The organism is Mycobacterium sp. (assembly GCF_035506235.1).
Classification (GTDB): domain Bacteria; phylum Actinomycetota; class Actinomycetes; order Mycobacteriales; family Mycobacteriaceae; genus Mycobacterium.
The window spans coordinates 1-24,191 of the sequence record NZ_DATJPU010000112.1; the positions used below are offsets into that span (position 1 = coordinate 1).

A 24,191-nucleotide genomic window follows, 5' to 3' on the forward strand; every position below is an offset into this window, starting at 1 on the left:
CCTCGGCAGAGTGTGGTGACGTCGCGGGTGTCCTGGCTGACCCCTTGGAACCCGGCGACCAACACGATGCGCCCCTCGTCGAGCGCGTCCCGCAGGCGCCCCGGCGTCACCTCGATGATCTTGGCGTTGCCGTGGGTGCCGGTGGTGATCACCCCGGCCTGCGAACCGGTGAACGAGCGGGCCTGCGCGCCGAGCGATTCGATCGCCATGGCCACCAGGGCGTTGGAGATGCGCTCACCGGCGGTCAGCAGCATGTCGAGTTCGCGCGGCGGCGGGGCCGGGCAGACCTGCTGGGCCAGATCCAGCAGGTCGTCAGTGGTGTCGCCCATTGCCGACACCACGACGACGACGTCGTTGCCCTGCTTCTTGGTCGCGACGATGCGCTCGGCGACGCGGCGGATCCGGTCGGCATCCGCCACGGATGATCCGCCGTACTTCTGCACGACGAGCGCCACTGTTGTTCGTTCCTGTCTTCGGAGTGTCTGCGCCGATTGCGCGTTAAGTCCACAACAGAATACGTGCCCGCGCATCCGCGTTACCGGCGCGATGCCGCCCTGCGGTAGAGTGCAGACCGTGCAGCGGGTGCTCCTCCTCGGACGCCGCGACGGGGTCTGATCCAGACCGGCTTCCCGTCGCGGGCGTTCGCGATGCGCCGGTCTGAGGTTCCTTCTGACACCCCGGAGCAACTACCGTGAACAGCTTTCCTGAGTCTTCCAGTACCGACGCCTATACCGAGTCATTCAAGGCGCGCACCATCGTCAAACCCTGCGGCCCGCCGCAGCCCGGCCAGCCCGGGTGGAATCCCCAGCGCGGGTCGTCGATGCCGATCAACCGGTATCGGCCCTTCGCCGATGAGGTCGAGCCCGTCCGCGTGGCCGACCGCGCCTGGCCCGACCGGGTTATCACGCGCGCCCCGCTGTGGTGCGCGGTGGACCTGCGCGACGGCAACCAGGCGCTGATCGACCCGATGAGCCCGGCGCGCAAGCGCCGCATGTTCGACCTGCTGGTGCGCATGGGCTACAAGGAGATCGAGGTCGGGTTCCCGTCGGCCAGCCAGACCGACTTCGACTTCGTCCGCGCGATCATCACCGACGGCGCCATTCCCGACGACGTCACGATCCAGGTGCTGACCCAGTGCCGGCCGGAGCTGATCGAGCGCACTTTCGAGGCGTGCCATGGCGCGCCTCGGGCAATCGTGCACTTCTACAACTCGACGTCGATCCTGCAGCGCCGCGTGGTGTTCCGCGCCGACCGTGCCGCGGTTCGGGCGATCGCGACCGACGGCGCGCGCAAGTGCGTCGAGGAGGCGGTCAAGCACCCCGGCACGCAGTGGCGGTTCGAGTACTCGCCGGAGTCCTACACGGGGACGGAACTGGACTACGCCAAGCAGGTGTGCGACGCCGTCGGCGAAATCATCCAGCCCACGCCGGAAAACCCGATCATCTTCAACCTGCCCGCCACCGTGGAGATGGCCACCCCCAACGTCTACGCCGACTCGATCGAGTGGATGAGCCGCAACCTGGCCAACCGGGAATCCGTCATCCTGAGCCTGCATCCGCACAACGACCGCGGAACCGCCGTCGCCGCAGCCGAATTGGGCTACCAGGCAGGCGCGGACCGGATCGAGGGCTGCCTGTTCGGCAACGGGGAGCGCACCGGCAACGTGTGCCTGGTGACCCTGGGGCTAAATCTGTTCTCCCGCGGCGTGGACCCGCAGATCGACTTCTCCAACGTCGACGAGATCCGCCGCACCGTCGAGTACTGCAACCAGCTGCCGGTGCACGAGCGGCACCCCTACGGCGGCGACCTGGTCTACACCGCGTTCTCCGGCAGCCATCAGGACGCCATCAACAAGGGCCTCGACCAGATGAAGATCGACGCGGACGCCGCCGACACCGACGTCGAGAACATGCTCTGGCAGGTGCCCTATCTGCCGATCGACCCCAAGGACGTCGGGCGGACCTACGAAGCGGTGATCCGGGTCAACTCGCAGTCCGGCAAGGGCGGGGTGGCTTACATCATGAAGGCCGATCACGGCCTGGCGCTGCCGCGGCGACTGCAGATCGAGTTTTCCCAGGTGATCCAGAAGATCGCGGACGGCGAGGGTGGCGAGGTCTCGCCGAAGGAGATGTGGGAGGCGTTCTCCGAGGAGTACCTGGCCCCGGTGCGGCCGCTGGAGCGGATCAAGCAGCGGGTCGACGCCTCCGACGAGGACGGCGGCGCGACGACGATCCAGGCCACCGTCAAGATCGATGGTGTGGAGACCGAGATCAGCGGCACCGGCAACGGCCCGCTTGCCGCCTTCGTGCATGCGCTGGGGACCGTCGGCTTCGACGTGGCCGTGCTGGATTATTCCGAGCACGCGATGAGCTCGGGTGACGACGCGCAGGCTGCGGCATATGTCGAGGCGTCGGTGTCGATCGCGAGCGCGGCGCAGCCGGGCGAAGCGGGTCGGCACCCATCAGGGCCGGTGTCGATCGCGAGCGCGGCGCAGCCGGGCGAAGCGGGTCGGCACCCATCAGGGCCCGTCGCCGGGCGAACGGTATGGGGCGTCGGGATCGCGCCGTCGATCACCACCGCGTCGCTGCGTGCTGTGGTGTCGGCGGTCAACCGCGCTTCGCGAGGTTAACGGCGCTACGCGCGCTGCGTCGGGGGACGGCGGAGCGGGCCGGTCGGGCACGCATGTGGTCGCGGGCGCGACTCATGATGTCGCCAAGGGTGCGCACGTCCTGGTCTGAGAGCGAGTCGAACAGCAGGTCGCGAACGACCTGGATGTGGCCGGGTAGCACCTTGGCCACCCGGGCTCGGCCCGCCGCAGTGATGTCGACGAGCGTGGCTCGCTGGTCATGAGGGCTGGCTCGGCGGGTGATCAGCCCCGCCTTCTCCAGCAGGCCGGCCTGATGGGTCAGGCCGCTGCGGCTGTAGACCACCCCGTCGGCGAGGTCGGTCATGGTGAGTTGCCCGGTGGCGTCGGCGAGTTGGGCCAAGATCTCGAACTGCACGTAGCTGAGATCGCCTTCGGCCTGTAGTTGCTGTCGCACGGCGTACTGCAGCAGGCTGACTCCCTCGGTGAGCGCGAAGTACGTGCGCATCTGCTCAGGTTCGAGGGCTTCGACCACGGCGCCATCGTACTGCTTCGACATCGAAGCAGCCGACGAGTGAAGGACATCTGTCTGCAGGCGGGCGCCGGAGAGATTCTGGTGAGGTGGCTGCGACCTCTTTCAACTCGGTCGCGGCGGCGATGGACGTCGTGGGGATCGGCGCGGCGGTCACGGACTGGACCGTCGGCGACGCCGTCGTGGCGTTTCTCCCGATGGAAGCCGGCGGCGCTGCCGCCGACTACGTGCTCGCGCCGGCCGAGGTGCCGGCCGCCGCGTGGGTCAGAACAGCGCTAGCTGCGCGGCGGCCGCGGTGACGTCGGCGAATTCCTCCATGCTGGTACCGCCGGCGACCGCACCGACGCTGTCCATGAACTGCGCGTCGGACACCACCGGCACCCCCAGCTGCAGGGCGTGATAGCCCTTGCCCTGCTCGGGGGCGGCGTCATTGCACACCACCAGCGAGGTCTCCCCATCCACGACGTCGCGGTAGGCGAGCCCGGCGTGCAGGATCCGCTCGACGAGCTCCTCGTGGGTGCGCCTCACCTCCGCCGCCAGCGCCACCCGCATGCCCTGGACCAGCGGCCTGCCCCGCACGAAGGGGCCCGGGTTGAGGTAGCGGCACGGCATCCGCGAAGCCAGCACCTTCAGCGGGCGCAGCTCGTCGTGGGTCACCCGGCCGTTCGGCCATTGCCGCCGGGTCACCGGGCGCACCGGCAGCCAGACGTCGCGTTCGCGTGCCCGCTCGAGCGCCGACTCCAGCACGCCGGTCAACACCAGCGCGTCGTCGAAGGCATCGTGCGGCCGCTCCTGGACCACGCCCCAGTGCGCCGCCAATGTCTCCAGCCGCAGGTTGTCGACCCCCAGGTCCAGCCGCCGCGCCAACTCGACCGTGCACATGACGTTGTCGACGGGCAGCTCGGCCTCGGCGAGCTCGGCCTCCGCGGTCAGGAACGCGTAGTCGAAGGCGACATTGTGGGCCACCAGCGTGCGGCCGCGCAGCACTGCGACCAGATCACCGACGATGTCGGCGAACTGCGGCTGGTCCTCGAGCATCGCGGCGGTCAGGCCGTGCACGTGGGTGGGACCCGGGTCCACCCCGGGGTTGAGCAGGCTGACCACGGACTGCTCCACTCGGCCGTCGGCGTCGAGCCCGAGCGCGGCGACGCTGATGATCCGCGCCTGACCCGGCCGAAAGCCCGAGGTCTCGACGTCGACGACGGCCCAGCCCCCGCCCGACTCGCTGGCCGGCCGCCCCCAGGACACCCGGTTCATGAGCTGAGCATGGCACGTGCGACCGACATCGCCGGTTCGCTGTGGTTCGTGTCGCGCCCTAGTAGTACGCGCGGGCGACCCGCTACGCCCGGCGCAAGCGCCGCGCTTGCGATCGCCCTAAATCCACGCGGGCCACCCGCTACGCCCGGCGCAAGCGCCGCGCTTGCGATCGCCCTAAACTGCCCGGGTGGTTACCGCCCGTGCACGCCTGGCCCTCGCCGCGGGAGCGAGCGCGCGGTGGGCATCGCGGGTAACCGGGCGTGGCGCCGGGGCGATGATCGGCGGACTGGTCGCGATGACGCTGGACCCTTCGGTGCTGCGCCAGCTCGGGGCCGGGCGGCGCACCGTCATCGTCACCGGCACCAACGGCAAGTCGACGACCACGCGGATGACGGCGGCCGCGCTGGGAACGCTGGGCCCGATGGCCACCAACGCCGAGGGCGCCAACATGGACGCCGGGCTGGTGGCCGCGCTGGCCGCCAACCGGCACGCCCAATTGGCGGCCCTGGAGGTCGACGAGATGCACGTCCCGCACGTGTCCGATGCCGTCGAACCCAGCGTCATCGTGCTGCTCAACCTGTCACGCGACCAACTGGACCGGGTTGGCGAGATCAACGTGATCGAACGCACGCTGCGGGCCGGCCTGGCACGGCACCCAAAGGCGGTCGTCGTCGCCAACTGCGACGATGTCCTGATGACGTCGGCGGCCTACGACAGCCCGAATGTGGTGTGGGTGGCCGCGGGCGGCGCCTGGGCGAACGACTCGGTCAGCTGTCCGCGCAGCGGCGAGGTCATCGTCCGCGACAAGGGCCACTGGTATTCCACCGGCGCCGACTTCAAGCGGCCCAGCCCCCAGTGGTGGTTCGACGACCACACCCTGTACGGGCCCGACGGCCTGGCCCTGCCGATGCGGCTGGCGCTGCCGGGCGCGGTGAACCGGGGCAACGCCGCCCAGGCGGTGGCCGCCGCCGTCGCGCTGGGCGCCGACCCGGTTGCGGCGGTAGCCGCTGTCTCTCAGGTCGACGAGGTCGCCGGGCGCTACCGTAGCGTCCGCGTCGGCGACCACGAGGCGCGGATCCTGCTGGCCAAGAACCCGGCCGGCTGGCAGGAGGCGCTGTCGATGGTGGACAAGCACGCGGCCGGGGTGGTGATCTCGGTCAACGGGCAGGTGCCCGACGGCGAGGACCTGTCGTGGCTGTGGGACGTGCGCTTCGAGCACTTCGAAGAGACAGCCGTCGTCGCCGCCGGGGAACGCGGCACCGACCTGGCGGTGCGTCTGGGCTACGCGGGGGTCGAGCACACGCTGATGCACGACACCGTGGCGGCCATCGCGTCGTGCCCACCCGGAAGGGTGGAGGTCATCGCCAACTACACGGCCTTCCTGCAGCTGCAGCGAGCGTTGGCGCGCCATGGCTGACTCCACCGTGCGGATCGGCCTGGTGCTGCCCGACGTGATGGGCACCTACGGCGACGGCGGCAACGCGCTGGTGCTGCGCCAGCGGCTGCGGTGGCGGGGCATCGCGGCCGAGATCGTCGAGATCACGCTGGCCGATCCGGTGCCGGAGTCGCTGGACCTGTACACGCTGGGCGGGGCGGAGGACTACGCGCAGCGGCTGGCCACCAGGCACCTGCTGCGCTACCCGGGCCTGCAACGCGCGGCCGAGCGGGGCGCGCCCGTGCTGGCGATCTGCGCGGCGGTCCAGGTGCTGGGGCATTGGTATGCGACCTCGTCAGGGGAGCGGGTCGACGGCGTGGGCATGCTGGACGCGACGACGTCGCCGCAGGACGCGCGCACCATCGGCGAGCTGGTCAGCAAGCCGTTGCTGGCCGGCCTGACCCAACGGCTCACCGGCTTCGAGAACCACCGGGGCGGTACCGTCCTGGGGTCCGCCGCGTCGCCGCTGGGCGCGGTGGTCAAGGGTGCGGGAAACCGGGCCGGTGACGGCTTCGACGGCGCGGTGCAGGGCAGCGTCGTCGCGACCTACATGCACGGGCCGTGCCTGGCCCGCAACCCGGAGCTGGCCGACCTGTTGCTCGGCAAAGTGGTGGGCGGGCTCTCGCCGCTCGAGCTGCCCGAGGTGGACCTGCTGCGTCGCGAACGACTGGCGGCCCGCTAGGCCGCCTACCTGCGCTGCAAGTTTTCGTCAAGGATCCGTGCAGCGGCATCACCCAGCCTTTTCTCGACCCACCGACCGAGAAAAGGAAGCCATGAGCAACCCCAGAACCACCGTCGCCAAGGTGGCCCGCATCGTCGGGCTCGCGGCCGTGTTGAGCGCGGCCACCGGCTCGATGGTGGCGTTCGCCGCCACGGCCGACGCCGCCCAGGACGGGATGCACGGCGACCCGGCCGCCGCCGCGCCCTACTGGCGCTACCAACAACAAGACCACGACTGCGGGGAGATGGCGGTGGCAGACGTGGTCGGTCAGATCACCGGCCGCGAGCCCACCGAGGACGAGATCACCGCCGCGGCGGGCACTATCCCCAGCGTGAGCCACCCGGGACCGGTCTACCGCCCCTCGGGGAACACCAAGAACTCGGACCTGCCGGTGCTGCTGGCGCACTACGGCATCCACGCCGCCGCGGTCCACACCAACGTCGACTCGCTGGCGCAGGAGCTGGATCAGGGGCACAAGGTGATCGTCGGGCTCAACGACAGGACCATCTGGAACAAGCCCGGCGACCGCACCCAGGAAAACCACTTCGTGGTCGTCACCGGCATCGACACCAAAGCCGGCGTGGTGCACCTCAACGACAGCGGCGTCAAGGCGGGCCGCGACGAACAGGTTCCCATCGGCGCCTTCCAGGCGGCGTGGAACACCAGCGATAACTTCGCCGTCGTGACCAAGTGACGGGTGGCTTTCCCGCGAAGCGGCACTGCAGGCATGTGACTGACTCCGGATTTGGTAGCGCATGCGCTACCAAATCCGGCAGTCGCCTATCCCCCCGAAGAGCTCTGCGGCTTCAGACCATGGCCCGGCGGCCGGTGAGCGCGCGGCCCAGCGTCAGCTCGTCGGCGAACTCCAAGTCGCCGCCCATCGGCAGCCCCGACGCGATCCGCGTCACGGTCAGGCCCGGGATGTCGCGCAGCATCCGAACCAGGTAGGTGGCCGTCGCCTCGCCCTCAGTGTTGGGGTCGGTGGCGATGATCACCTCGGTGATGTCGACGTCGTCGACGCGCTCACCGATGCGGGTCAGCAGCTCGCGGATGCGCAGCTGGTCGGGACCCACGCCGGACAGCGGATCGAGCGCGCCGCCCAGCACGTGGTAGCGGCCCCGGAATTCGCGGGTGCGCTCGACGGCCTGGACGTCCTTCGGCTCCTCGACGACACAGACCTGCGAGCCGTCCCGGCGCGGGTCGGCGCAGATGCGGCAGCGGTCCTCGTCGGAGACGTTGCCGCACACCGCGCAGAACCGCACGCCCTCGCGGACCTTGCCCAGCACCGCGGTCAGCCGGTCGATCTCCGGCGGTTCCACCGACAACAGGTGGAACGCGATGCGCTGCGCGCTCTTCGGGCCGATGCCCGGCAGCTTGCCGAGCTCGTCGATCAGATCCTGGACGGGTCCCTCAAACATGTCGGTGCAGCGTCACAGCCCCGGCATCTGAGTCGGTGGCGGCCCCGCCGGTGGGGCCGGCGGCGCGCCCATGCCGCCGGCCAGGGCGCCCAGCCGCTCCTGCGCCATCTTGGTGACCTGCTGGGAAGCGTCGCGCATGGCGCCGACGATCAAGTCCTGCAGGGTCTCGATGTCGTTAGGGTCGACGACCTTGGGGTCGATCTCCACGGCGACCACCTCGCCGCTGCCTTTGACAACGACCTTGACCAGGTCCCCGCCGGCCTGCCCGTGGATCTCGGCGTTGGCGAGCTGGTGCTGGGCCTCCAGTAGCTTTTGCTGCATCTGCTGCGCCTGGGCGAGCAGCGCCGACATGTCGCCTCCGGGTTGCATGACAATCCCCTCGCATCTTGGTCTCGAGTTGGTTTCGCCTGTGGGTGGCGGGCGATTCGAAACACCCAGCGTAGACCGCGCGACGTTACCTTTGCGCCGTGGACCTAAGTGTGAGCAGGCGTGTCGGAATCAAACTGGTCGTCGGTGTGCTGATCGCCGCTTCAACGGCGATCATGCCGACGTTGACCCCGGCTGCCCGGGGGGTCCCGTCCAATATCGCCGGCATGGTCGTTTTCATCGACCCCGGCCACAACGGCTCAAATGACGCGTCCATCAACCGCCAGGTGCCCACCGGGCGCGGCGGCACGAAGGACTGCCAGACCAGCGGGACGTCGACCAACACCGGGTACCAGGAGCACACGTTCACCTGGGACACCGCGCTGCGGGTGCGCGCCGAACTCAACGCGCTGGGCGTCCGCACAGCCCTGTCGCGCGGTGACGACACCGGGCTGGGACCGTGCGTCGACGCGCGCGCCGCCGCGGCCAACTCCTTGCGGCCCAACGCGATCCTGAGCATCCACGCCGACGGCGGCCCACCGTCCGGCCGGGGCTTTCACGTCAACTACTCGGCGCCCCCGCTCAACCAGGCGCAGGCCGGCCCCTCGGTGCAGTACGCCCGGATCATGCGGGACCAAATGCAGGCGTCGGGCATCCCGCCCGCGAACTACATCGGGCAGGACGGTTTGTACGGGCGCTCGGACCTCGCCGGCCTGAACCTGGCGCAGTATCCGTCGATCCTGGTCGAATGCGGCAACATGAAGAACCCCGTGGATTCGGCGCTGATGGAGTCCACCGACGGACGGCAGAAGTACGCCGACGCGCTCGTCCGCGGCGTTGCGGGCTTCCTGGCCACCCAGGGCCAGGCGCGCTGACGACGCTAGCCTTCCAGTTCTTTCTTCAGGTTGGCCAGCACCTCGCCCTGAATCCTCTTCAGCCCCAAGGGCGCAAAGGTCTTCTCGAAGAAGCCTTTGACGCCGCCGGCGCCGGTCCAGCTGGTCTTCACCGTGACGCTGGACCCCGGTCCGGCGGGGGCCACCGTCCAGTTGGTGATCATCGACGAGTTCGCATCCTTCTCGATGACGGTGTGGCCGGCCACGTCGACGTTCACCTGCACATCGCGAACGCGTGATTTGGTGGCCTGGAGCTTCCATTTGGCGACCGTGCCCGCCCCCTGCCCGCCCTGCAGCACCTGGTACTGGCTGTACCGCGGGGACAGGATCTTCGGACGCATCTTCTGATAGTCCGCGACCGCGGCGAGGGTGGCCCCGGGCTCGACGTTGATCAAGATCGTGCTGGCTGCGCTCACCTGGCCCATCGGGCGCGACTCCTTCTTTTCGATTCTTTTCGATGACGTTGTGATGCTTGTGATCCCCCGCGCGCGGGTGCACGGGCTGTTTCCGAAGACTAGGGTATATGTGATGCCTGTCCCAGGATCTGCACTCTCGGCTCACGCAGCGGGCGTCGACCGGTTGATGGCGAGTTATCGGTCCATCCCCGCGACGTCCGCCGTCAGGCTCGCCAAGCCCACCTCAAACCTGTTCCGCGCCCGCGCCAAACGCGATGCGCGCGGCCTGGACACGTCGGGTTTGACCGGCGTTCTCTCGGTCGATCCCGAGACCCGCACCGCCGACGTCGCCGGCATGTGCACCTACGAGGACCTGGTGGCCACGACCCTGCCGTACGGCCTTTCGCCACTGGTGGTTCCGCAGCTGAAGACCATCACCCTCGGCGGCGCGGTCAGCGGCCTGGGTATCGAGTCGGCGTCGTTTCGCAACGGCCTGCCCCACGAGTCGGTGCTGGAGATGGACATCCTCACCGGCGCCGGCGAATTACTCACCGCATCCCGCAGCCAGCACCCGGAACTGTTCCGTGCGTTTCCCAATTCCTATGGCACACTAGGGTATTCGACGAGGCTGCGAATCGAGCTGGAGCCCGTCGCCCCGTTTGTGGCCCTGCGGCATGTCCGATTCCGCTCGCTGCCCGAGATGGTCGCGGCGATGGAACGCATCATCGACACCGGCGGCCAGGGCGGCACCCCGGTGGACTATCTGGACGGCGTGGTTTTCAGCACGGACGAAAGCTACCTGTGCGTGGGCCGGCGGACCGCCACCCCGGGACCGGTCAGTGACTACACCGGGAAAAACATTTACTACCAATCGATTCGGCATCACTCGGTTGGGGTGGAAGCCACCAAGGACGACCGGCTGACAATTCACGACTACTTCTGGCGCTGGGACACCGACTGGTTCTGGTGCTCGCGCGCGTTCGGTGTCCAGAACCCGCGGGTGCGACGCTGGTGGCCCCGCCGCTACCGGCGCAGCAGCTTCTATTGGAAGCTCGTCGCGCTGGACCAGCGTTTCGGCATCGCCGACCGCATCGAGAAGCGCAATGGCCGCCCGCCCCGCGAGCGGGTGGTCCAGGACGTCGAGGTGCCGGTGGAGCGGACCTGCGAGTTTTTGGAGTGGTTCGCCGACAACGTGCCCATCACGCCGGTCTGGCTGTGCCCACTGCGACTCCGCGACCGCGACGGCTGGCCGCTGTATCCGATGCGCCCGGACCACACCTACGTCAACATCGGATTTTGGTCGTCGGTGCCGGCCGGCGCGACCAACGGCGCCACCAATCGGGCGATCGAGGCGAAGGTCAGCGAACTCGACGGGCACAAGTCGCTGTACTCCGACTCCTTTTACACCCGCGAGGAGTTTGATGAGCTCTACGGCGGGGAGGCTTACAAGACGGTCAAGAAAACCTACGACCCCGATTCGCGTCTTTTGGACCTGTACGCAAAGGCGGTGCAACGGCGATGACAGCAACTTCTGAGACCCGAGAACCCCGTCACATCACGACCGGGAAGCTCAGCATGGCCGAGATCCTGGAGCTCTTCGCCGCGACCGGGCGGCACCCGATGAAGTTCACCGCGTACGACGGCAGCACGGCCGGCAGCGAGGACGCGGTGCTGGGCCTGGACCTGCGGTCGCCCCGCGGCGCCACCTACCTCGCCACGGCCCCCGGCGAACTGGGCCTGGCCCGCGCGTACGTATCGGGTGACCTGCAGACCTATGGCGTGCACCCCGGCGACCCGTACCAGTTGCTCAAGACCCTGACCGACCGCGTCCAATTCAAGCGGCCGTCGGCGCGGACCCTCGCCAACGTCGTGCGTTCCATGGGCGTCGAGCATTTGCTGCCCGTCGCCCCACCGCCGGAGGAGGCGCCGCCGCGGTGGCGGCGGGTCGCGGCGGGCGTCATGCACAGCAAGACCCGCGACGCCGAGGCCATCCACCACCACTACGACGTCTCCAACACCTTCTACGAATGGGTGCTGGGTCCCTCGATGACCTACACCTGCGCGGTCTATCCCCACGCCGACGCGACGCTGGCAGAAGCTCAGGACAACAAGTACCGGCTGATCTTCGACAAGCTGCGGCTGCAGCCGGGCGACCGGCTGCTCGACGTCGGCTGCGGCTGGGGAGGCATGGTGCGCTACGCGGCGCGACACGGTGTCCGCGCGATCGGCGCCACCCTGTCGGCCGAGCAGGCGAAATGGGCACAGAAGGCGATCGAAGACGAGGGTCTCGCGGACCTGGCCGAAGTGCGGCACTCCGACTACCGCGACGTCGGCGAGGCGGGATTCGACGCCGTCTCGTCCATCGGCCTGACCGAGCACATCGGCGTCAAGAATTACCCGGCATACTTCGCCTTCCTGAAGTCCAAGCTACGCACCGGGGGCCTGCTGCTCAATCACTGCATCACCCGCCACGACAACAAATCGACCTCCTTCGCGGGCGGGTTCACCGACCGCTACGTCTTCCCGGACGGGGAGCTCACCGGCTCCGGCCGCATCGTCACCGAGGTCCAGGACGCCGGCTTGGAGGTGCTGCACGAGGAGAACTTCCGGCATCACTACGCGATGACCCTGCGCGACTGGTGCCGCAACCTCGTCGAGCACTGGGACGAGGCGGTCGAAGAGGTCGGCCTGGCGACCGCCAAGGTGTGGGGCCTGTACATGGCGGCCTCGCGGGTGGCCTTCGAGCAGAACAACCTTCAGCTGCACCACGTGCTGGCTGCAAACGTGGCCCCCCGCGGCGACGACAGCCTGCCGCTGCGGCCGTGGTGGACGCCCTAAGTGTTATGGTGGCGACCCGTCGCCGCCCGGCTACGCCGCGCTTACGGTCGCCACTAAGCGTTTATGGCGGCGACCCGTCGCCGCCCGGCTACGCCGCGCTTACGGTCGCCACTAAGCGTTATCGATTCGGCGGGCGCCCAACTCGTTCTGCAGCAATTCGAGTGCGACCTCTTCGGGGTCGCGGCGCGGTGCCGACGGCTCACTGCGGCCGGCCTCGGCGAGCATGTGTTCCTCTTCGTCGCGCTGAGCCGAATCCGCGCCGGCCGGCTCGTCGACGGGCGCTTGCCGCGTGACCGGCTCCGGGGCGCTCGCGGCGGGCGCTCCCGCGTCGACCTCACACCGCACCCGCCAGCTCACCCCCAGCGCGTCTTTGAGCGCTTCGGCGATGACGTCGGCGTTGCGCTGCTCGGACAGCCGCTTGGCCAGCGGCGCCGACGCGTGGGTCAGCACCAGCGTGTTGTCCTCCACGGCCCGGACCGTGGCGCCCGCCAGCATCACCTCGGTGGTGCGGCTGCGCTGGCGCACCTTGTCGCGCACCGTCGGCCACATCGATCGCAGCGCCGCCGCGTTGAGTTCGCCTAAGGCAGAGGCTGATTCGGGCTCAGGCGGGGGCGGCGGGGCCGGTTCGGGCGGCGGTGTCGGCTTCGGCTCGGGTTTCGGCTCGGGTTTCGGCTCGGCCTTTGCGACAGGAGCCCGCTTGGGCGGCGGGCCGGGCGTCGCGGCGCTCTCGGAGGCGGGCAGGGACACGCCCAGCCGGGTCTCGATCCGCTCGACGCGTTGCAGCAGCGCCGACTCGGCGTCGCTGGCCGAGGGCAACAGCAGTCGCGCGCAGACCACCTCGAGCAGCAGCCGCGGCGCCGTCGCACCGCGCATCTCCCCCAGCCCGGCCTGCACGACCTCGGCGTAGCGGGTCAGGGTCGCCGGGCCGATCCGCACCGCTTGCTCGCGCATCCGGTCCAGCACGTCCTCGGGCGCGTCCACCACGCCGCGGCTCACGGCATCTGGAACCGCTTGCAGCACAAGGAGATCGCGGAACCGCTCCAGCAGATCAGTCGCGAAGCGCCGTGGGTCATGGCCCGCGTCGATCACCGATTCGACCGCGCCGAATAACGCGGCCGCGTCCGAGGCGGCTAGGGCGTCCACGGCGTCGTCGATCAGCGCGACGTCGGTGGCGCCCAGCAGCCCCAGCGCGCGCTGGTAGGTCACGTGGTTGCCCTCGGCCCCGGCCACCAGCTGGTCCAGCACCGACAGGGTGTCGCGGGGCGAGCCACCGCCGGCACGGATCACCAGCGGGTACACCGCGTCGTCGACGACGACGCCCTCCTGCTCGCAGATCCGCCCGATCAGCGCCCGCATGGTCTTCGGCGGCAGCAGCCGGAACGGGTAGTGATGGGTGCGCGAGCGAATCGTCGGCAGCACCTTCTCCGGTTCGGTGGTGGCGAAGATGAAGATGAGGTGCTCGGGCGGCTCCTCGACGATCTTGAGCAGCGCGTTGAACCCCGCAGTGGTCACCATGTGCGCTTCGTCGACGATGAACACCCGGTAGCGCGACTGCGCGGGGGCATAGAAGGCGCGGTCCCGCAGTTCGCGCGTGTCGTCCACGCCGCCGTGGCTGGCGGCGTCGAGCTCCACCACGTCGATGCTGCCGGGCGCGTTGGGCGCCAACGCCGTGCACGACTCGCAGACGCCGCACGGGTTGGCCGTCGGCCCCTGCGCGCAGTTCAGCGACCGGGCCAGGATGCGCGCCGACGACGTTTTTCCGCAGCCCCGCGGCCCGGAAAACAGGTAGGCGTGGTTGATCCGGCCGGCTTCCAGGGCAATGGACAGCGGTTCGGTGACGTGCTCCTGCCCCACCACTTCGGCGAAAGTTGCCGGTCGATACTTGCGGTAGAGGGCCACGCTCAGCAGGCTACCGACGCTCGGTGACGATGCCGACCCGGAGGGTCTGAGTGGGATGCCACAGGCTTCGGTCGACCGGGCCAACGATCAGGTCGCTGATAGGCGAAGCGCCGCAGGCGCGTTTTTGGGCACGATCGGATTGTGCGGCCGAACCGGCGCGACTCGCTGATAGGCCGAGCCGAGCGGAGGGCGTGGGTCCGAATCACCTTTGTTGGGCCAGAGCGCGACCGCCCGTTCCGATAGCGCTGTGATGGTGAGTGCCGGATTGACGCCCAAGTTGGCTGTGATCGTCGAACCATCGATGATGTGCAGGCCGAGATACCCGTATAGCCGCTGGTATGGGTCAACGACGCCCGTTGCCGGTGAATCTCCGATGGGGCAGCCGCCGATGAAATGCGCGGTCGTCGGCCGGTTGACGACGTCGAAGTAATAGCCGCGGGGGTCACCATCGATCTTTGCGGCAGCACGTCGGACTACGTCATTGCCGACCGGATTCCAGTTCGGATTGGGCGCGCCCACTCCTTGTCGGGAGGTCATCTTCGCGCCGAAAAGGCCGCGTTTGAGGTAGGTGGTCAGCGAATTGTTCAAATCCTGCATGACAAGCAGGGATATCGATCTATCGGAGGCTCTCCGAGCATTGAACGATCGGGCGAATGCAGCCGGGTGGCGCAGGTTTGTCAGCATCCATCTGGCGACGCGGTGTTGGTCGCCGTCGACCAGGGTGGTGGTCAGGAGAAATCCCCAGTTGCTGCCCTTGCCGAGGCGGAAGGCTTCGATGTGCGTGTTCGCATCGGGGTGGATTGACGACGTGCCGGCCACACCCTGAGCCAGATCCGTGCGGGTTCGCGAGGTCGCGAGCAGGCTGACCTCTGAGTTGGTCCGCGCAAGCTCACCCAACCGCGCCGAGATCCGGGGTAAGGAACCGTTGGCCCGCAGTCTATGCAGCAATTTTTGCGTGCCGAGCGCGGCGGCGGAGAACACCACCTGATCGGCGCACCAGGTCCGGTGTCGCTTACGAACCCACCGTCCAGTTTCGACGGTTTCAACCTGGTAGCCGCCGGCGGGCGATTCACGGACGTCGACGACGGTTGTCATCGGGTGAACCTGCGCGCCCACCTTTTCCGCCAGGTACAAGTAGTTTTGTTCAAGGGTGTTCTTGGCATTGTGCGCGCATCCATTGATGCAGCGCCCACAGAAGACGCAGCCGGCACGCTCTGGTCCGATGCCACCGAAGTACGGGTCGGAAACCGTCTTGCCGGGCTGGCCGAAGAACACGCCCACCTGGGTCGGGTGAAACGTGTCGGCAATACCCAAATCGTCTGCGATCGCCTTGAACACGTCGTCTGCAGGGGTCAATCTCGGATTCGTCGCGACGCCGAGCATTCGTTTGGCCTGCTCGTAATACGGCGCTAATTCGACCTCCCAGTCCGTGATCGAGGCCCATTGCGGGTCGTTGTAGAACTGCGCCGGCGGTTCGTAGAGAACGTTGCCGTAGATCAGTGAACCGCCGCCGACGCCAACGGCCGACTGGATAGCGACGTTCTTCAAAACGGTGATTCGCAGCGGGCCTGTGAGGCCGAAATAGGGCTGCCACAGGGTCTTTCGCATAGGTACACCATCGGGCGGGTAGTCCTGCGGCCGCCAGCGCGCTCCCTGCTCGAGCACGCCGACGCGGTATCCCTTCTCGCTGAGGCGAAGAGCGGTAACCGAGCCACCGAAACCCGATCCGATCACGATCACGTCATAGTCGGGACTCATCAAAGTCCTCTCGCGTCTGGATGGGGCCCATCGATCGAGGGCAACCAAACTGTGCGTAGTTTGCTGATCGACGCTTGAGAATATCTATTCCGGGCGTTAGATGGCTCGAATCGAGCAACTAGATCTGCTAACTCACCTCGTCGAAGCGGCGTAGTTGGCCAGCTAAAACCCACTTGTCCATCCACCAAGCAGTGTGCATCAGTGGCTTCCAGTGAGGTGGGGCGGGATTTCCGGCTTTTCCCGCCGTCAGCGCGTATTCGACGCGGACGGCGCCAAGTTCAGCAACGACTCCGTAGCCGCCAGCAGCGCGCACGTCGCCAGCCCGTCGACCGCGTCGCGCAGGTCCGGCAGCGACGGGAACGTGGGCGCGATCCGGATGTTCTTGTCATCCGGGTCCTTTCGGTACGGGAACGACGCGCCCGCCTCGGTCACCGCGATGCCGGCGTCCTTGGCCAGGGCGACGGTGCGCCGCGCCGTGCCGGGCAACACGTCGAGGCTGATGAAGTAGCCGCCCGTGGGCTCGGTCCACGAGGCGATCTTCGATTCGCTCAGCCGGTTGTCGAGAATCTCGAGCGCCAGTGTGAACTTCGGCGCCAGGATCTGCTGGTGACGCAGCATCTGCAGGCGCACCCCGTCGGCGTCGCCGAAGAAGCGCGCGTGCCGCAGCTGGTTGACCTTGTCCGGGCCGATCGACTTCTTCGCCGCGTACTGCAGGTACCAGGCGATGTTGCCCAGCGACCCGCCCAGGAAGCTGACCCCGGCGCCGGCGAAGGTGATCTTCGAGGTCGACGCGAAAACGTAGGGCCGGTTGGGGTTGCCGGCCGTGGCCGCCAGCCCGAGCACGTCCACCTGGCGGACGAACTCGTGCGTCAGGGTGTGCACCGCGTAAGCGTTGTCCCAGAACAGCCGGAAGTCGGGTGCTGCCGTGCGCATCTGCACGAGCCGGCGAACCGTCTCCCAGGAGTAGGTGATGCCGGTGGGGTTGCCGAACACGGGTACCGCCCACATCCCCTTGATCGCGGGGTCGACGGCGACCAACTCCTCGATCAGGTCGACATCCGGCCCGTCCTGCAACATCGGGACGGCGATCATCTCGATGCCCATCGTCTCGGTGATGGCGAAGTGGCGATCGTAGCCGGGGACCGGGCAGAGGAACTTGACGGCCGCCTCGTCCTTCCAGGGCCGCGGCGAGTCCACCCCACCGTAGAGCAGCGAGAAGGCGACGAGATCGTGCATCAGCTCCAGGCTGGAGTTGTTGCCGGCGATCAGGTTTTGCACCGGGATGCCCAGCAGCTCCCCGAAGATGGCCCGCAGCTCAGGCAGGCCGTGCAGGCCGCCGTAGTTGCGGGTATCGGTGCCCTCGGAATCGCGGTAATCGTCTCCGGGCAGGCTCAGCAGCTGGTTGGACAGGTCGAGCTGCTCGGGCGACGGTTTGCCGCGGGTCAGGTCCAAAGCCAGCTTCTTGGCCTGCAGCTCCGCGTAGTCCTGCCGGTTGCGCGCGTGCACCGCAGTCAGCTCGTCAGGGCTGAGGGACTCGAACGACACCGTGGGCCCTTTCGCCGTCGAACGCTTTGCCTAGGCGATCGCAAGCGCGGCGGAGCCGGGCGCAGCGGGTCGCCACTCATCACACACAGGGGACCCCGCGCACCCGACAGAGCCCATTGACCCTTGCTGCCTTCCGGCCCTGGGGGAGTTCACAGGATAGACGCCGCGCGGGGTCCATGGCGAGTGTAATACCTGCCTTTGACCCGACCCGCGGCGACCGGCGGCGACCTTGCAAGACGGGCTGGCACACTCGGTTACCATGGCCCACGGAGGATTCGCCTAGTGGCCTATGGCGCTCGCCTGGAACGCGGGTTGGGTTAACAGCCCTCGCGGGTTCAAATCCCGCATCCTCCGCCATCGGTCGTACTCGGTTGGGGCGCGACCACGCACGGGGGGTTGTTGGAATCGGTTTGACCGGCCTTTAGGCTGGCTTACCGGCCAGCAAGGCTCACCGGCAGCATGAGGAGGCGTATGGGGCGCAAGGTCGCCATACCGTGGCACGCGGCGTTTACGATCGCTGCCGGCGTCCTCTACTTCTTTTTCGTGTTGCCCCGCTGGCCTGAGCTGATGGGCGAGACCACGCATTCGCTGGGGACGACGCTGCGGATCGTGACCGGCGCGCTGGTCGCCCTCGCCGCGTTGCCCGTGGTTTTCACCCAGTTGCGGACCCGCAAGCCGGAGTTGGGCACGCCGCAGCTGGCGCTGACCATCAGGGTGTGGTCGATCGTGGCCCACGTGCTGGCCGGCGGGCTGATCATCGGAGCCGCGATCAGCGAGATCTGGCTCAGCCTCGACGCCGCCGGGCGGTGGCTGTTCGGCGTTTATGGCGCCGCCGCCGCGATCGCGCTGCTCGGTGTCTTCGCGTTTTATCTGTCATTTATCGCCGAGCTGCCGCCGCCCCCGCCGAAGCCGCTCAAGCCCAAGAAGGAAAAGCAGCGCAAGAAGCGGGGCCGCGGTGAGAAGGGCGACGAGACCGAAGAGGCGAAGGGCGCAGAGCCCGAGGCCGAAGAGGCCGCAGAAACCGACGAAGCCGAAGCGCCGGAGCAGGCTGAAGAGGCCGAAGAGGCCGCAGAAACCGAGGTAACGGCCAGCGAGCCCTCCGAAGACACCCAAGCAGCACCGGCCGCGCAAGACACCGAGGAAGGCGAGGCCGCCGAAGAGACCCAGGCTGGGTTGCGCAACCGCCGCCCGACGGGCAAGGGCTCCCACCGGATGCGGCGCCGGCGCACCCGCGGCGGCGTCGCGCTCGACGAATGACGCAGCCTTAACGGCGCTTGAGGCCCTCGACGTAGGCGGCGATGCGTCGCTGCGTCTGGTCGGCGCCCCACAGCTGGCGGACCTCGCTGTCGATCAGGCCGCCCTCGCGCATCCGTGCCAGCGCGGGGGCGCGCAGCTGCGCTTTGGTGTGGCGATAGGCGTCGGCCGGGATGCCACCGCGGTCGGCGGCCTCCGCCACCGCCGCCCCGACGAGATCGTCGGCGACGACGCGGTGGGCGAGTCCGTTGGCGATGACCTCGTCACCCCGATAGACGCGGCCGCCAAGCAACACGTCCTCGGCGCGGTCCCCGCACGCGTGGCGCATCACTTCGAGCGCCGTGACCGGAAACGGCACCCCGACGCGGACCTCGGACGCGCCGATCTGCGCGTCCGGGCCGATCAGCCGGCGGTCGCAGGCGCACGCCAGCACGCAGCCGCCCGCGATGGCGGCGCCGTTGATCGCGGCCACGGTCGGGCCGGGGTAGCAGAACAACGCCTCGAACGCCTCGGACAGCGCCGGGATCAGCCGGCCGGCGTAGTCGGCACCGCCGTCGACCACGCGGTTGAGGTCGACCCCGGCGCTGAATGCGCGGCCAGCGCCGGTGACGACCAGCGCTCCGGCGCCCGAGTGCTGCAGTTCGCCCAGCGCGTCGGTCAGCTCTTTCAGCAGCTCGACATCGAGGGCGTTGACGGGCCCGGAGCAAAGGGTCAGCACCCGGACCGCACCGACGGCTTCGATCTCGATCACGATGACGCTCCCCTCCGTCAGCCGGCCGAGACGATAATGACCGGGATGTCGGTGTTCTCGTCGGTGTGGTAGCTCGCGCACACGCGGTGGTAGCCGTCGGCGATCTGCAGCGGGACGCCCGTCGTGAGGTCGCCGCGCACGAGCAGGATGGGCGACAACGCCTCGCCCTTCTTGATCCTGGAGAGATCGGCGGCGACGTGCGGATTGTCTTCGGGTAACAGCCCCAGCCGCGCCGCACGCAGAATGTCCTTGGCCTTCTTCCGGCTGACGATTCCGGCCTTCAGCTTTTCCGACAGCTGATTGGCGGTGCCCGGATCCGCGAGCAAGGCGAGGTAGTCGGCTGCCGCCGGAAAGTCGTGGGACTCAGGCTCTTCCAGCCATTTCACGCCTGCCATCGCGCATCTCCCTTCGTCGGGCCGTGACCGCGTGGGTTCTGGCAGCCTACCGGGCCGGCGCCGAAATTGGGATCGGTAGCAGGCCCGCCCGTCTGTACTTGCGCCCATGGCGGCGCCAACGGGGCGGCGCATGAAGGAAGGAAAACCAGTGAAACGTCTTATCGCGGGAGCGATTGGAACCCTCGGCGTCGCGTCGGCGCTGGTGGGCTGCTCGAGCGGGGGCCACACGGCCAGCCCGGCGTCGAGCGCGGCGCCCGGCGCCGCCACCACCGGCACCAACGCGCAAGTCAAGGTGGGCGGCACCGACCTGGCCGGCCTGAACCCGGCGTCAGTGACCTGCGTCAGGACGGGCGGAAAGATCGACATCGGCAGCGGCAACAGCGGCGCCCAGCAGGCGCTGGCGGTGGTCATGACCGACGAGGCCACCCCGAAGGTCGAGTCGCTGGCCCTCTTTGTCGACGGCAGCGCCCTGTCCGTCAGCAACGGGATGGGCGCGAAGGTCGGTTCGGCCAACGTGGCGGTGGACGGCAAGACCTACACCATCACCGGCCAGGCGCAGGGCGCTGACATGAAGAACCCGATGGCCGGAATGGTCACCAGGGACTTCAACATCAAGGTGACTTGCGGTTGATCGATCGAACCCCGGGGCGGCGGGCGTGCCTTCACTCTCGCGTCCGCCGCCCCGGATCCTCGCCACGCCCACGACGGCGGACTTATGATGCAGCCGTGTCGATCCCCGCCGAATTGGCGAATGCCCGTCGGCTGGCGTTTGCCGCCGACGAGACGCGGGCCCGGGATCTGCTGTTGTCACTGGTGCCGCAGATCGAGCGGGAAGATCGAGACGATCTCATGCTGGAAGTCTTTGCGCAGCTTGGTGAGATCTACCTGGTGCGCGGAGTGAATGACGGGGTGCGCGAGTCCATCCGGCGCATCCGCGACTGCTTGGGCATTTATTCGGGAATCGCCACCGGCGCGATGCCGGAAGCCGCGCACCTGATCTCTCGGTATTCCCGACGGGCGCAGTTCCTGGAAACGGGCCTGGCCGCGGCCGTTGGCGACCATGAGGGCGCCGCGTCGGCGCTGAGCGAGTTGAGCGACACCACATCCGATGGGAACGTCGCCGACCTCGCCGATGAACGCACCTACCTGCGCACCTACGCCCAAGTCTTGTGCGCCACGGCGCTCTGCGACGACGACCTGCATGTGCGATCAGTCCCCTTGTGGGAACGGGTGCTTGATGGCGTGGACCACCTCCGAGATGGCGGCGAGTTCGCCGACCATCTCCTGATCGCCGCGGGCACCGCATACGGCAGATTCTGCGTGGAGACGGGCCGGTTGGCCGAAGCCGAACCCTGGTTGCGTCGCGCGGGGGCCAGGGCAGAGGCGCGGGGATGGGAACTGGCAAGCGCCAGAACGAAATTGGAGCGCGCGGCGGCGTGCTGGTCGGTGGGCGACCACGCGACGACCGAGCAGCTGGTGTCCGAGGCCCAGCCCGTCATCGCTCGATACGCCCGGGCGCACGACGTCGCCCGTTGCTGGCTGTATCTGGGCCTCACCCGGCTGGGATCGGGTGCCCTGGAGGCCGCCGACGAGTGCTGGGAGCATGCCGAGCGGCACTGGCGCGACCTGGGGAAGCCCCTGCACCTGCACCGTATCTTGTTGCAGCGCAGCTGGATCGCAATCTTTTGGAGCCGTTTTGCCGACGCGGTCGAGCTGATCGCCCAGGCCCGGGAACTACTCGACTCGTCCCCCCGCAGCAGTTGGTTGCAGTATGCCCAGCTCGACAGTCATCTCGGCACCGTGTGGCGCGCGGATGCCCTGGCCGACCTCGGTTTCGACAGTTCGGGCGATCCCGACGAGACGCTGCAGGAAACCGAGGCGCGGCAGGCGCAGGGACTCGGCATCCTCACAGGCGAAGTCGGCACGCCGGCTTACTGGCGTGCGATGGCCAAGCTCGAACGGGCCGCGGAGCTCAAGGTTCCGGCCGCGCTGGCGGTCGATTCGGTGCGGTATTCGATCGCCGACGCCGACGCGAGATCGCGCTGGGCCACCAGCATTTCGGCCCCCATCCTGGCGGGCGCCTTCGCCGTCGCGTGGGAGTGGGAAAACACCCAGTTGGTCAGCGAGTTGGTCGAATACCACAGCGCGCGCGGCACTTTCGACACCGACGCGCAGCGGCCGAAGATCGGCGAATGGGCATCGACGGCCACTGCGACGGTGGTCATCGACACCGACTCGGACTTGGCGCTGGCCGCGGCCGGCCCGTCGGCGGCGGGTGCCGGCGGCTCGCTGACGCGGCTCGGCCCGTTGCCGCCGCTGCGGATGCAGCCCGACAGCCTGCCGATCATGAGCCATTATCGCGCACTGGCTTTCGAACGCTACGGTCGCGACGTCACCGCCGCCGAGCCGGCCTGGTCGACCTGGCCATGAGCGATTTGGGCCGGCTGACTCTGGTGCTGCGGTTCGCCGATGTCGGGATCGCCACCTACGGCAGTTTGCGGGTCGTGGGGCAGCCGTCGAGGACCGTCAATTGGGTGGTGGAAGACCCGATCCTGCTCGCGGCGTTGCAAGAGCTGACCGATGCCCTACCCGAGCCGCACGGGGCCGAGAGCCGGCGCGACGCCATCGAGCGGGCACTGACCACGGGCCCTTTCGCGACGCCGGACACCGAACTCACGGTGGCCTACATCCTCGGGGTGCTGCTGATCGGCTCCGCGGGGTGGGAGCTGTTGGCGGAGTGCGTGGCATCGCCGCGGGCGGTGCTGTTCGTCTCGCCCAGCGCGCGGCTGGCACGCGTTCCCTGGGGGCTGCTGGCGGTGCCGAAGTCGGGACCAAGCAAGGAAGAGCTGGTGCGGGCCCGCCAGGATGCCATTACCCGCAGCGGCAGAGTGGCCGCCCGAATCCCTTGGCAGCTGGCAGATATCGGCGCCCACACCGACGGCCACCGGCTGATGGAACTGGTCGACGTGCTGATGGCGGTGCCGCCCAACATCGTTCACTCGCCGCGCGTGCCGGCCGGCTGGGACGCCAGGCGGGACGGTCCGCCGGTGCTGCTCCTCGATCCCCGGGTGCCGGGACAGCGCCCCGACTCCGCGCTGGGCTCGGTGCTCGGCAGGCCGTCGCCGGAAACGCCATTGGCGCAGCACTTCGCCGAGCTGATGGGTCGCCGCCCGGTGCTGCCCGAGGTCGGCGAGGCGGTCGGGCTGTTCCGCCGTCAAGACGCCGACCGGATCTGGCTGGCCAAGCAGCTGGCACTGGCCCCGAGCCGGCTCATGTACGTCGGCCACGCCAGTTCGGCGCACGGCCGGGCCGACCGGGCCGCGCTGCACCTAGCCTGCACGGCCGGGATCCCCGGAGACGCCGAGGTAGTCGGCGATCATCGCCCGCTGACCGCATCGGACCTGATGTCGCTGCAACTGCCGATCCCACCGCGGGTTGCCCTGCTGGCCTGTGGATCGGGCGGCGATTATCAATTCGACGAGGCGACGGGGCTGGTCGCGGCGATGATCCTCGGCGGGGCCGAGCTGGTGACCGCCACCTTGTGGTCGCTGCCCACCTCCTCGGCCTATCGACAATTCGCGAACCACGACCCGGCCGACCCGATGGCCGATGTCGTTGTCGCCGTGGACGACGCGCACGACGGCGCCGACGCGGGGTGTGCGGTGAACCGTTGGCAGCGTGAGCAGCTGCGGCGCTGGCGTGACGGCGACGTCTGCGCCGGCCCGCTGTACTGGGGTGCCCTGGCGACCTTCGCCGTCGACGGCGCACGATAAAAGCTCAGACCGACGCCGGCCAGGACGCGTGCACGGCCAGCACCGCCTCCACGTCAGTCGGCAGCGAAAGCCTTTCGCGGGCAGCGGGATCGAACACCACCAGCACGACCAGCCCGGGCCGCAGCATCGACACGTCCGGATCGCCCTTGCCGCGTGCCAACTTGCCGATGAACGTCTCGCCGGAAACCGCCACCACCTCGATGAGAACCTGGCGCTCGTCGCCGACCTTGCGCACGGTGCCGACCCCGACGGTGGGGCCCGCCGCGCCCCGACGCGGCGCGACCGGCAACCGGCCCGTCCCCGACAGCAGCATGAGTAGCTTCTTCATGCCATCAGGCTCCAACGGCCGGGCGGCTACCGAACCCAACTTTTCGGCT

Annotated in this window: 24 protein-coding genes, 1 tRNA gene and 1 other RNA gene; 13 read left to right on the top strand and 13 right to left on the bottom strand. The window is 68.6% G+C overall.

What is annotated here, in order from left to right; genetic code table 11:
• On the bottom strand, nucleotides 1–455 hold a 455-nt coding region (locus tag VMD50_RS10380), incomplete at its 3' end, for an amino acid kinase family protein (protein WP_475447142.1).
• Between the two features lie 236 nt (nucleotides 456–691).
• Between VMD50_RS10380 and leuA the strand changes: the two genes are divergently transcribed.
• Entirely contained in the window at nucleotides 692–2,629 is a 1,938-nt protein-coding gene (gene leuA / locus VMD50_RS10385) for a 2-isopropylmalate synthase (protein ID WP_325427457.1), read from the top strand.
• On the opposite strand, the gene VMD50_RS10390 is transcribed toward leuA, so the two are convergent.
• Entirely contained in the window at nucleotides 2,607–3,119 is a 513-nt protein-coding gene (locus VMD50_RS10390; RefSeq protein WP_325427459.1) for a MarR family winged helix-turn-helix transcriptional regulator, read from the bottom strand. The two genes, leuA and VMD50_RS10390, sit on opposite strands and share 23 nt — an antisense overlap.
• Nucleotides 3,120–3,205: 86 nt before the next feature.
• Between VMD50_RS10390 and VMD50_RS10395 the strand changes: the two genes are divergently transcribed.
• Entirely contained in the window at nucleotides 3,206–3,415 is a 210-nt protein-coding gene (locus tag VMD50_RS10395) for a hypothetical protein (RefSeq protein ID WP_325427461.1), read from the top strand.
• Here the strand turns inward: VMD50_RS10395 and VMD50_RS10400 are convergent.
• Nucleotides 3,381–4,373, bottom strand: a complete 993-nt coding sequence (locus tag VMD50_RS10400; protein WP_325427463.1) for a DEDDh family exonuclease — start codon at nucleotides 4,371–4,373, stop codon at nucleotides 3,381–3,383. The genes VMD50_RS10395 and VMD50_RS10400 overlap by 35 nt on opposite strands.
• Nucleotides 4,374–4,560: 187 nt before the next feature.
• Here VMD50_RS10400 and VMD50_RS10405 point away from each other — a divergent pair, with 187 nt between their 5' ends.
• From VMD50_RS10405 to VMD50_RS10415, 3 genes are all read left to right on the top strand, one after another.
• A complete protein-coding gene (locus VMD50_RS10405) occupies nucleotides 4,561–5,790 on the top strand; it encodes a Mur ligase family protein (RefSeq protein WP_325427465.1) in 1,230 nt (409 codons plus the stop codon).
• The gene (locus tag VMD50_RS10410; protein WP_325427467.1) at nucleotides 5,783–6,490 is read left to right on the top strand and encodes a type 1 glutamine amidotransferase; all 708 of its coding nucleotides are present in this window, start codon (nucleotides 5,783–5,785) and stop codon (nucleotides 6,488–6,490) included. The genes VMD50_RS10405 and VMD50_RS10410 overlap by 8 nt, the downstream gene beginning before the upstream one ends.
• Nucleotides 6,491–6,581: 91 nt before the next feature.
• Nucleotides 6,582–7,223 carry a C39 family peptidase gene (locus VMD50_RS10415; protein WP_325427469.1) on the top strand — a complete coding sequence of 214 codons (642 nt, stop codon included), beginning with the start codon at nucleotides 6,582–6,584 and terminating at the stop codon, nucleotides 7,221–7,223.
• Nucleotides 7,224–7,335: 112 nt separating this feature from the next.
• Here the strand turns inward: VMD50_RS10415 and recR are convergent, their stop codons facing one another.
• Together recR and VMD50_RS10425 are read right to left on the bottom strand one after the other, a co-directional pair.
• On the bottom strand, nucleotides 7,336–7,947 hold the full coding sequence (recR, locus tag VMD50_RS10420; RefSeq protein ID WP_325427471.1) for a recombination mediator RecR: 612 nt from the start codon (nucleotides 7,945–7,947) through the stop codon (nucleotides 7,336–7,338).
• Between the two features lie 12 nt (nucleotides 7,948–7,959).
• A complete protein-coding gene (locus VMD50_RS10425; protein WP_325427473.1) occupies nucleotides 7,960–8,316 on the bottom strand; it encodes a YbaB/EbfC family nucleoid-associated protein in 357 nt (118 codons plus the stop codon).
• A gap of 98 nt (nucleotides 8,317–8,414) precedes the next feature.
• On the opposite strand from VMD50_RS10425, the gene VMD50_RS10430 reads away from it, so the two are divergent.
• Nucleotides 8,415–9,188, top strand: coding sequence for an Rv3717 family N-acetylmuramoyl-L-alanine amidase (locus tag VMD50_RS10430; RefSeq protein ID WP_325427475.1), 774 nt, complete (start codon nucleotides 8,415–8,417; stop codon nucleotides 9,186–9,188).
• Nucleotides 9,189–9,193: 5 nt separating this feature from the next.
• Here VMD50_RS10430 and VMD50_RS10435 read toward each other — a convergent pair whose 3' ends face one another.
• Nucleotides 9,194–9,631: an SRPBCC family protein gene (locus tag VMD50_RS10435; RefSeq protein ID WP_325427477.1), complete on the bottom strand. Its 438-nt coding sequence runs from the start codon at nucleotides 9,629–9,631 to the stop codon at nucleotides 9,194–9,196.
• Nucleotides 9,632–9,734: 103 nt separating this feature from the next.
• Between VMD50_RS10435 and VMD50_RS10440 the strand changes: the two genes are divergently transcribed.
• Together VMD50_RS10440 and VMD50_RS10445 are read left to right on the top strand one after the other, a co-directional pair.
• Nucleotides 9,735–11,123, top strand: coding sequence for an FAD-binding oxidoreductase (locus VMD50_RS10440; RefSeq protein ID WP_325427479.1), 1,389 nt, complete (start codon nucleotides 9,735–9,737; stop codon nucleotides 11,121–11,123).
• Nucleotides 11,120–12,439, top strand: a complete 1,320-nt coding sequence (locus tag VMD50_RS10445) for a class I SAM-dependent methyltransferase (protein WP_325427481.1) — start codon at nucleotides 11,120–11,122, stop codon at nucleotides 12,437–12,439. The genes VMD50_RS10440 and VMD50_RS10445 overlap by 4 nt, the downstream gene beginning before the upstream one ends.
• A gap of 111 nt (nucleotides 12,440–12,550) precedes the next feature.
• Here VMD50_RS10445 and VMD50_RS10450 read toward each other — a convergent pair whose 3' ends face one another.
• From VMD50_RS10450 to ffs, 4 genes are all read right to left on the bottom strand, one after another.
• Complete coding sequence (locus VMD50_RS10450) at nucleotides 12,551–14,338, bottom strand: DNA polymerase III subunits gamma/tau (RefSeq protein WP_325427482.1); 1,788 nt, start codon at nucleotides 14,336–14,338, stop codon at nucleotides 12,551–12,553.
• Between the two features lie 87 nt (nucleotides 14,339–14,425).
• Nucleotides 14,426–16,096, bottom strand: coding sequence for a GMC family oxidoreductase (locus VMD50_RS10455; protein ID WP_325427485.1), 1,671 nt, complete (start codon nucleotides 16,094–16,096; stop codon nucleotides 14,426–14,428).
• Nucleotides 16,097–16,342: 246 nt separating this feature from the next.
• A complete protein-coding gene (locus tag VMD50_RS10460; RefSeq protein ID WP_325427486.1) occupies nucleotides 16,343–17,641 on the bottom strand; it encodes an aspartate aminotransferase type Ic in 1,299 nt (432 codons plus the stop codon).
• Between the two features lie 84 nt (nucleotides 17,642–17,725).
• Nucleotides 17,726–17,820, bottom strand: an RNA gene (gene ffs, locus VMD50_RS10465) — signal recognition particle sRNA small type.
• 89 nt (nucleotides 17,821–17,909) lie between these two features.
• On the opposite strand from ffs, the gene VMD50_RS10470 reads away from it, so the two are divergent.
• Both VMD50_RS10470 and lucA read left to right on the top strand, forming a co-directional pair.
• Nucleotides 17,910–17,998: transfer RNA gene (locus VMD50_RS10470), tRNA-Ser, on the top strand.
• A gap of 114 nt (nucleotides 17,999–18,112) precedes the next feature.
• Nucleotides 18,113–18,898 (top strand): lipid uptake coordinator LucA, encoded by a 786-nt coding sequence (lucA, locus tag VMD50_RS10475; protein ID WP_325427488.1) that lies wholly within the window; start codon nucleotides 18,113–18,115, stop codon nucleotides 18,896–18,898.
• Nucleotides 18,899–18,905: 7 nt separating this feature from the next.
• Here the strand turns inward: lucA and VMD50_RS10480 are convergent, their stop codons facing one another.
• Nucleotides 18,906–19,646 carry an enoyl-CoA hydratase/isomerase family protein gene (locus tag VMD50_RS10480; protein WP_325427490.1) on the bottom strand — a complete coding sequence of 247 codons (741 nt, stop codon included), beginning with the start codon at nucleotides 19,644–19,646 and terminating at the stop codon, nucleotides 18,906–18,908.
• Nucleotides 19,647–19,663: 17 nt separating this feature from the next.
• Nucleotides 19,664–20,041 (bottom strand): hypothetical protein, encoded by a 378-nt coding sequence (locus VMD50_RS10485; protein ID WP_325427492.1) that lies wholly within the window; start codon nucleotides 20,039–20,041, stop codon nucleotides 19,664–19,666.
• A gap of 148 nt (nucleotides 20,042–20,189) precedes the next feature.
• Between VMD50_RS10485 and VMD50_RS10490 the strand changes: the two genes are divergently transcribed.
• The 3 genes from VMD50_RS10490 to VMD50_RS10500 all read left to right on the top strand — a co-directional run bounded on the left by VMD50_RS10490 (nucleotide 20,190) and on the right by VMD50_RS10500 (nucleotide 23,814).
• On the top strand, nucleotides 20,190–20,672 hold the full coding sequence (locus VMD50_RS10490) for a lipoprotein LpqH (RefSeq protein WP_325427494.1): 483 nt from the start codon (nucleotides 20,190–20,192) through the stop codon (nucleotides 20,670–20,672).
• A gap of 95 nt (nucleotides 20,673–20,767) precedes the next feature.
• Nucleotides 20,768–22,471, top strand: a complete 1,704-nt coding sequence (locus VMD50_RS10495) for a hypothetical protein (protein WP_325427496.1) — start codon at nucleotides 20,768–20,770, stop codon at nucleotides 22,469–22,471.
• Entirely contained in the window at nucleotides 22,468–23,814 is a 1,347-nt protein-coding gene (locus VMD50_RS10500; protein ID WP_325427498.1) for a CHAT domain-containing protein, read from the top strand. The genes VMD50_RS10495 and VMD50_RS10500 overlap by 4 nt, the downstream gene beginning before the upstream one ends.
• A 4-nt stretch (nucleotides 23,815–23,818) precedes the next feature.
• Here VMD50_RS10500 and VMD50_RS10505 read toward each other — a convergent pair whose 3' ends face one another.
• Nucleotides 23,819–24,181 carry a hypothetical protein gene (locus tag VMD50_RS10505; protein WP_325427500.1) on the bottom strand — a complete coding sequence of 121 codons (363 nt, stop codon included), beginning with the start codon at nucleotides 24,179–24,181 and terminating at the stop codon, nucleotides 23,819–23,821.
• Between the last annotated feature and the right edge of the window lie 10 nt (nucleotides 24,182–24,191).

Coding starts and splice junctions, on each gene's coding strand:
- VMD50_RS10500 (WP_325427498.1), top strand. CDS start 22,468: ATGAGCGATTTGGGCCGGCTGACTCTGGTGCTGCGGTTCGCCGATGTC.
- VMD50_RS10400 (WP_325427463.1), bottom strand. CDS start 4,373: ATGAACCGGGTGTCCTGGGGGCGGCCGGCCAGCGAGTCGGGCGGGGGC.
- VMD50_RS10455 (WP_325427485.1), bottom strand. CDS start 16,096: ATGAGTCCCGACTATGACGTGATCGTGATCGGATCGGGTTTCGGTGGC.
- recR (WP_325427471.1), bottom strand. CDS start 7,947: ATGTTTGAGGGACCCGTCCAGGATCTGATCGACGAGCTCGGCAAGCTG.
- VMD50_RS10445 (WP_325427481.1), top strand. CDS start 11,120: ATGACAGCAACTTCTGAGACCCGAGAACCCCGTCACATCACGACCGGG.
- VMD50_RS10485 (WP_325427492.1), bottom strand. CDS start 20,041: ATGGCAGGCGTGAAATGGCTGGAAGAGCCTGAGTCCCACGACTTTCCG.
- VMD50_RS10425 (WP_325427473.1), bottom strand. CDS start 8,316: ATGCAACCCGGAGGCGACATGTCGGCGCTGCTCGCCCAGGCGCAGCAG.
- lucA (WP_325427488.1), top strand. CDS start 18,113: ATGGGGCGCAAGGTCGCCATACCGTGGCACGCGGCGTTTACGATCGCT.
- VMD50_RS10410 (WP_325427467.1), top strand. CDS start 5,783: ATGGCTGACTCCACCGTGCGGATCGGCCTGGTGCTGCCCGACGTGATG.
- VMD50_RS10440 (WP_325427479.1), top strand. CDS start 9,735: ATGCCTGTCCCAGGATCTGCACTCTCGGCTCACGCAGCGGGCGTCGAC.
- VMD50_RS10435 (WP_325427477.1), bottom strand. CDS start 9,631: ATGGGCCAGGTGAGCGCAGCCAGCACGATCTTGATCAACGTCGAGCCC.
- VMD50_RS10415 (WP_325427469.1), top strand. CDS start 6,582: ATGAGCAACCCCAGAACCACCGTCGCCAAGGTGGCCCGCATCGTCGGG.